This window comes from Cellulomonas pasadenensis, assembly GCF_047229365.1.
Lineage (GTDB): Bacteria > Actinomycetota > Actinomycetes > Actinomycetales > Cellulomonadaceae > Cellulomonas.
This window is the reverse complement of sequence record NZ_JBFTEP010000162.1, coordinates 1-6,902: the sequence shown is the minus strand read 5'-3', so window position 1 is coordinate 6,902 and position 6,902 is coordinate 1. Positions and strand designations below refer to the sequence as shown.

At 76.9% G+C, this 6,902-nt stretch carries 6 protein-coding genes and 1 pseudogene; all 7 read right to left on the bottom strand.

Annotated elements, in window-relative coordinates; genetic code table 11:
• A partial coding sequence (locus tag AB6N23_RS16380; protein WP_412867056.1) for a primosomal protein N' family DNA-binding protein occupies positions 1–1,770 on the bottom strand: 1,770 nt, incomplete at its 3' end.
• A 76-nt stretch (positions 1,771–1,846) separates the two neighbouring features.
• Positions 1,847–3,046, bottom strand: coding sequence for a methionine adenosyltransferase (gene metK / locus AB6N23_RS16375; RefSeq protein ID WP_412867055.1), 1,200 nt, complete (start codon positions 3,044–3,046; stop codon positions 1,847–1,849).
• A complete protein-coding gene (gene coaBC, locus AB6N23_RS16370) occupies positions 3,043–4,335 on the bottom strand; it encodes a bifunctional phosphopantothenoylcysteine decarboxylase/phosphopantothenate--cysteine ligase CoaBC (RefSeq protein ID WP_412867054.1) in 1,293 nt (430 codons plus the stop codon). The genes metK and coaBC overlap by 4 nt, the downstream gene beginning before the upstream one ends.
• 9 nt (positions 4,336–4,344) lie before the next feature.
• Complete coding sequence (gene rpoZ / locus AB6N23_RS16365; protein ID WP_378205896.1) at positions 4,345–4,611, bottom strand: DNA-directed RNA polymerase subunit omega; 267 nt, start codon at positions 4,609–4,611, stop codon at positions 4,345–4,347.
• A 196-nt stretch (positions 4,612–4,807) separates the two neighbouring features.
• On the bottom strand, positions 4,808–5,377 hold the full coding sequence (gene gmk, locus AB6N23_RS16360) for a guanylate kinase (protein WP_412867053.1): 570 nt from the start codon (positions 5,375–5,377) through the stop codon (positions 4,808–4,810).
• Positions 5,378–5,478: 101 nt separating this feature from the next.
• Complete coding sequence (gene mihF / locus AB6N23_RS16355; protein ID WP_136520018.1) at positions 5,479–5,790, bottom strand: integration host factor, actinobacterial type; 312 nt, start codon at positions 5,788–5,790, stop codon at positions 5,479–5,481.
• A gap of 157 nt (positions 5,791–5,947) precedes the next feature.
• Positions 5,948–6,787 (bottom strand): annotated as a pseudogene (gene pyrF, locus AB6N23_RS16350) (orotidine-5'-phosphate decarboxylase); the annotation flags it as partial.
• Between the last annotated feature and the right edge of the window lie 115 nt (positions 6,788–6,902).

The window sequence follows — 6,902 nt, the reverse complement described above, 5'->3', positions numbered from 1 at the left end:
CCGCAGCGCGTCCGGCTCGGCGCCCAGCCGGCTGCCCGCGCTCGCCACGGCGGCGTCGAGCAGGACGGCCGCCGCGTACCCGGACGGCGCGTCGGGCTCCGCACCGGGCGTCGCCACGACGAGCGCGGGACGGTCGGGCACGCTCGCCAGGACGCCGCCGGCGGCGCGCGCGCCGGAGACCCGGACGGTGGCGCCCGGGAACGCCCGCCCCAGCTCCTCCGCGGTCCGCTCCGACCCCACGCGCACCGAGCGCAGCGCGGTGGCGTCGCACTCGCTGCACCGCCAACCCGTGGCCAGGCGTCCGCACCACCCGCACGACGGGGTCGTCGAGCCGCGCGTCAGGCCGAGCGGTCCGTGGCACGCGGTGCAGCGCGCGCTCGCGCGGCAGCGGCCGCAGGCCAGGACGGGCACGTACCCCGCGCGCGGCGTCTGCACCAGCACGGGCCCCGACGCGAGCGCGTCCTTCATCGCCCGCCACGCGGGCCCGGGCAGCCGGGCGGCCGCCGCGGGGCCCTCGCGGGCGAGCTCGACCGACGTCAGCGCGCGGACCCGCGGGGTCGACCCGCGCACCACCGCCCGCTCGGCCGCGACCTCACGCGCCCAGCCCGTCTCGACGAGGTGCTGCGCCTCGACCGTGCGGCCGTGCGCCCCGACGAGCAGCGCGCAGCCCTCCAGCTCGGACCGCAGCGCGAGCACCTCGCGCACGTGCGGGTAGGGCGCGCGCGGCTCGGCGTGCTGCCCGTCGCCGTCGTCCCACACGACCGCGAGGCCGAGGTGGGCGACCGGGGCGAACGCCGACGCCCGCGTACCCACCACGACCCGCGCGGTGCCGCGGAGCGTCGCGAGGAACGCGCGGTAGCGGGCGGCCGGCCCGTCGTCCGCCACGAGGCGCGCCACCGGGCCGCCGTCCGCGACACCGCGCAGACCCGCCTCGGCCAGCGCCGCGCACACCCGGTCCACGTCGCGGGCGTCCGGCACCACGACGAGCGCGCCGCGTCCGCCCGCGAGGGACGCCGCCACCGCCTGCGCCACCGCGGCTGCCCACCGGTGCTCCCCCACGGCGGTCAGCGCGGACCACACGGCACGCGGGGCGCCGCCGGCCGTGACGTGCCGGCAGAACGCCGGTCCGCCGCGATACGCGGCCCACGCAGTGGGCTCGGGGGCGACGGGGGCGGCGCCGGGCCGCGGCACATCGGCAGGCCGTGTCGCGTCGCCGGACCCGTTCCCGTCGCCGGACCCGGTCGCGCCGGCCTCGCCCGGCGCCGGAGCCCCCTGCCCGGCGGTCGTCCCTCCGGGCGTGGTCCCACCGGTGCTCCGCTCCCCCTCCACCCGGGCGTGCCGGGGCGGGATCGCGAGCCGCAGCACGTCGGCGAGCGTCCCCGCCCACCGGTCGGCGACGGCACGGGCGAGGCGGGCGACGGTGGGCGTGAGGACGGGCTCGGACGACACCACGCGCCGCAGCGGCAGCAGGCGTCCCGTGTGCTCGGCGTCGGCGACGCGCTCGAGGAGCCAGCCGTCGACGTCCTGACCGGCGAACCGCACCTTGACGCGCACGCCGGGACGCGCCGCCGCGTCGAGCGACTCGGGCACGAGGTACTCGAACGTGCGGTCCAGGTGCGGCGGCGCCAGGTCGACGCAGACGCGCGCCACCGGCAGCGACGGGGCCGGCGTGAGGGACGGCGGCGTGCGCGGGCGGCGTCGCGGCGCGGGCACGGCCAGACCGGCGAGCGTCGGCTGCTCGGGCTCGGTCGGTGCGCTCACGTGCGCCATCCCACCACGGCCGGCCGACCTCCCGACGTCGTCGGCCGCCGCCCTGTGGACGCCGGCCGGGGGGCGGGCGCGGGCGTCAGCCGACCGCCGACAGCAGGTCGGCGGTGCGGTCCGTGCGCTCCCACGTGAACTCGGGCAGCTCGCGGCCGAAGTGGCCGTACGCCGCCGTGCGCCGGTACACCGGGCGCAGCAGGTCCAGGTCGCGGATGATCGCGGCCGGGCGCAGGTCGAAGACCTCGCGGATCGCCGCGGTCAGGCGCTCGACGGGCACCGTGCCCGTGCCGAACGTCTCGACGTACAGACCCACCGGGTGCGCCTTGCCGATCGCGTACGCGACCTGCACCTCGCAGCGGCGCGCGAGACCCGCGGCGACGACGTTCTTGGCGACCCAGCGCATCGCGTACGCCGCGGAGCGGTCGACCTTCGACGGGTCCTTGCCGGAGAACGCGCCGCCGCCGTGGCGCGCCATGCCGCCGTAGGTGTCGACGATGATCTTGCGCCCCGTGAGGCCGGCGTCACCCTGCGGACCGCCGACGACGAACTGGCCCGTGGGGTTGACGAGCAGGCGGTGCGCCGACGCGTCGAGGTCGACGCCCGCGAGCACGGGACGGACGACGAGCTCGGCGATGTCCCGCGCGAGCGTCTGCTCGAGCACGTCGGGCTCGTGCTGCGTCGAGAGGACGACGGTGTCGAGCGCGACGGGCCGGTCGCCCTCGTAGCCGACCGTGACCTGCGTCTTGCCGTCGGGGCGCAGGCCCGGCAGCGAGCCGTCCTTGCGCACGGCGGCGAGCTGCTCCGCGAGGCGGTGCGCGAGCCAGATCGGCAGCGGCAGGAGCGAGGGCGTCTCGTCGCTCGCGTACCCGAACATCAGGCCCTGGTCGCCGGCGCCCTGCAGGTCGAGCGGGTCCATGTCGCCCGCGTCCTCGCGCACCTCGATCGCCTTGTCGACGCCGGCGGCGATGTCGGGGGACTGCTGGCCGATCGACACCGAGACGCCGCACGAGTCGCCGTCGAACCCGATGTGCGACGACGTGTAGCCGATGCCCCGGACGACCTCGCGGACGATCTGCGGGATCTCGACGTACGCGCTCGTGGTGACCTCGCCCGCCACGTGCACGAGGCCGGTCGTGACCATGGTCTCGACGGCGACGCGCGCCGTCGGGTCCTGCTCGAGGATGGCGTCGAGGATGGCGTCCGAGATCTGGTCGCAGATCTTGTCGGGGTGGCCCTCCGTGACCGACTCCGAGGTGAACAGGCGGAGAGGCGCAGACGTCATGCCCGCAGCGTACCGGCGGGCGGAGGCCCGTCCGTGCGCGCGTCCAGGTGCGTGCGGACGGCGTCCCAGACGGCGTGCGCGACGTCCTCCTTGGGGCCCGTGGCGGTCGTCACGACCTCGCCCGCGGCGTCGAGCACGGTGACCTCGTTGGTCGCGGTGCCGAACGCGCGGCCGTCGCCGACGGCGTTGACCACGAGCAGGTCGGCGCCCTTGCGCCGGGCCTTCGCGCGGCCGTGCTCCAGCACGGTCCCGCTCGCGTCGCCCGTCTCGGCGGCGAACCCGACGACCGTCTGCCCGGCCCGCGGCGGGTCCGTGACGAGCTCGTGGAGCACGTCGACGGTCTCGACGAGCCGCAGCACGGGCGGCTCGCCGGTCTTCTTCAGCTTGGCGTCGGCGACGACCTCGGGCCGGTAGTCCGCGACGGCCGCCGCCATGACGACGACGTCGGCGTCCTCGGCCGCGGCGCGCACGGCGTCGCGCAGCTCCTGCCCGGTCTCGACGGGCACGACCTCCACGGGCACGGCGTCCACGGGCACGGCCGCCGCGGACCCCACCGCACCGCGTCCGGTGGCCGCGATGACGTCGGGCGCGACGTTCGCCGCGACGAGCGTCACGCGCGCACCCCGGTCCGCCGCGGCCCGCGCGAGGGCGACGCCCTGGCGGCCCGACGACCGGTTGCCGAGGAAGCGCACGGGGTCGAGCGGCTCGCGCGTGCCGCCGGCGGACACGACGACGCGCACCCCGTCCAGGTCGCGCGGCGGACCGGCGGTGACGAGGGCCAGCGCGGCGGCGGCGATGGCCTCCGGCTCCGGCAGGCGTCCGGGGCCGGTGTCCGCGCCGGTGAGCCGCCCGGCGTCGGGGTCGAGCACGTGCACGCCGTGGCCACGCAGCGTCGCGACGTTCGCGACCGTGGCGGGGTGCTCCCACATCTCGGTGTGCATCGCCGGGGCGAGCAGCACCGGGCAGCGCGCGACGAGCAGCGTCGCCGTCAGCAGGTCGTCCGCGCGGCCGGCGGCGGCACGGGCGAGCAGGTCGGCCGTCGCGGGTGCGACGACGACCAGCTCGGCCTCCTTGCCGATCGCGACGTGGGCGACGCGGTCCACGCTCTCGAACACCTCGGTCGTCACGGGCTGGCCCGACAGGGCCTCCCACGTGGCGCGGCCGACGAACTCGAGCGAGGCGCGGGTCGGGACGACCCGCACCTCGTGGCCCTGCTCGCGCAGCAGCCGCAGGAGCAGGACCGCCTTGTAGGCGGCGATCCCGCCCGCGACGCCGAGGACGATGCGCACGGCGGCCGGTCAGGCCTCGTTCGTCGGCTCGGCCGTCAGGAGGCCCTCGTCGATCTCACGCATGGCGATCGACAGCGGCTTCTCCTGCGGGCGCGTCTCGACGAGCGGCCCGACGTACTCGAGCAGGCCCTCGTTGAGCTGCGCGTAGTAGGCGTTGATCTGGCGCGCGCGCTTCGCGGAGAAGAGCACGAGCGCGTACTTCGAGTCGGCGCGCTCGAGGAGGCGGTCGATGGGCGGGTCGGTGATGCCCGTGGGGGCGGCGACGGTTCCGGACACGGAGGACTCCCGTCCTAGGAGGGTGCTGGCTGCTGCGCCGACGGCCGGGCCGGGGCCCGCCGTGCGTCCGCGGCGGCACGGGGCCGGACGGGCGGGCACAGACGCGGGCCATCGTACCCGGTCGGGGGCGGTGACGACCACGACGTCGGGGGCCACGGCGGCGCCGGTGCCGACCACGACGGTCCGGCGGGCGGTCTCACCGGGCGGCGAGCCCCATGAGCTGCACGAGCTCGTCCGTGGCGCGGTGCACGTCGTCGTTCACGACGACGTGGTCGAACTCCGGCTCGGCGGCGAGCTCGACGCGTGCCGTCGCGAGGCGGCGCTCCCGCTCCTCCTCGTCCTCGGTGCCGCGGCCGACCAGCCGGCGGACCAGCTCGTCCCAGGACGGGGGTGCGAGGAACACGAACCGGGCGTCGGGCATGGACGCCCGGACCTGGCGCGCGCCCTGCAGGTCGATCTCCAGCAGCGCGGGCTCCCCCGCGGCGAGCCGCTCCTCGACCGGTCCGCGCGGCGTGCCGTACCGGTTGCGCCCGTGCACGACCGCCCACTCGAGGAGCTCGCCGCGCTCCACCATCTCCTCGAACCTCACGGCGGAGACGAAGTGGTAGTGCACGCCGTCGACCTCACCGGGCCGCGGCTCGCGCGTCGTCATCGACACCGAGAGCCACACCTGCGGGTACCGGGCGCGGATGTCCGCCGAGACGGTGCCCTTCCCCACGGCGGTCGGTCCGGCGAGCACGGTGAGCCGTGCCGGCTGCGTCGTCATGGGGTGCGTGGTGCCTCTCGTGCGGTGGTGCGGCGGACCCGAGGCGGGCGCACCGCGGCGCCCGTCCCTCGCGGGGCGGGCGCCGGACAGCGGTGGACGGCTCAGCCGAAGCGGTCGACGAGCGCCTTGACCTGGTGCGGGCCCAGGCCGCGGACGCGACGCGTCTCCGAGATGCCGATCTCGGACATGATCGCGCGTGCCTTGACCTTGCCGACGCCGGGCAGCGACTCGAGGAGCGCGGCGACCTTGAGCTTGCCGATCGTCTCGTCCTTCTGCCCCTGCTCGATGACCTCGGACAGGGACCCCTGGGAGTACTTCAGGCGGTTCTTGACCTCGGCACGTGCCTGCCGCGCCGCGGCGGCCTTCTCGAGCGCGGCGGCTCGTTGTTCGGGAGTCAGCGGGGGGAGAGCCACGCGCGTCACCTTCTCGTCACTGGGCCGGGATCCGCGCGCCGAGGCGTGGGATCGGTGGGTTCGAACCTAGCGACGCGCTCGCGTGACGGCAACGCGGCGCGACGTGCGTGTCGCGCCCCGACCTGCGATGACGGTCAGGACGGACGACCTGGAGGGGTCAGCGCAGGGCCGCCGCCGCCTCGTCGGCGGCGCGCCGGGCGGCCGCCCGCAGGCGCGCCACGTCGGGCCCCGCGGCGAGGACGCCCCGGGACGACGACGCGAGGACCTGGCGCCGCGCCCCGCCGAACACGCGGGCGAGCTCGGCGGGACCCGCGCCCTGCGCGCCGACGCCCGGCGCCAGCAGGGGCCCGTTCACGCGCTCGAGGTCGACGCCCGCACGGGCGGCCGCGTCGCCCACGGTCGCGCCCACGACGAGGCCGATCGAGCCCAGCGGGCGCTCCCCCGCGTTGAGCGCGGCGGCGCGCGCCGCCACGACGGCGGCGACGGTCGGTCCGTCCTCGGTGCGCGCGTGCTGCACCTCGTGCCCCTCCTTGTTGGAGGTCAGGCACAGCACGAACAGGCCGCGGCCGGTCGCGAGGGCGAGGTCGACCGCCGGGTCGAGCGAGCCGAAGCCGAGGTACGGCGACACGGTGAGGGCGTCCCCGGCGAGCGGCGAGCCGTCGCGCAGGAACGCGTCGGCGTACGCGCCCATCGTGGAGCCGATGTCGCCGCGCTTGGCGTCGACGACGACGAGCGTCCCCGTCTCGCGGCCCGCAGCGACGACCTCCTCGAGCACGGCGAGGCCGGCAGACCCGTGGCGCTCGAAGAACGCCGCCTGCGGCTTGACCGCGGCGACGCGTCCGGCGACCGCCTCGAGGACGGTGTGCGCGAACGTGCGCAGGCCCGCCACGTCGTCCGTCAGGCCCCAGTCCGCCAGGAGCGTCGCGTGCGGGTCGATCCCGACGCACAGGGGCCCGTGGTCGTCCGCCGCGGCGGCGAGGCGCGCCCCGAAGGGCGTCGCCCCTCTCGATTATACAAATATACGAGCCCACGAGACTATTACGCCGATCGCGATAGAGGACGAGTTCGTGTAGTGGAGGCGCGGGGGGGGCGGGGTGGTGGGGGGGGGGGGG

What these genes read in the sequence shown, in the direction of transcription:
- metK (WP_412867055.1), bottom strand. Translation starts at nt 3,046, where the DNA reads ATGACGTCTGCGCCTCTCCGCCTGTTCACCTCGGAGTCGGTCACGGAG.
- gmk (WP_412867053.1), bottom strand. Translation starts at nt 5,377, where the DNA reads ATGACGACGCAGCCGGCACGGCTCACCGTGCTCGCCGGACCGACCGCC.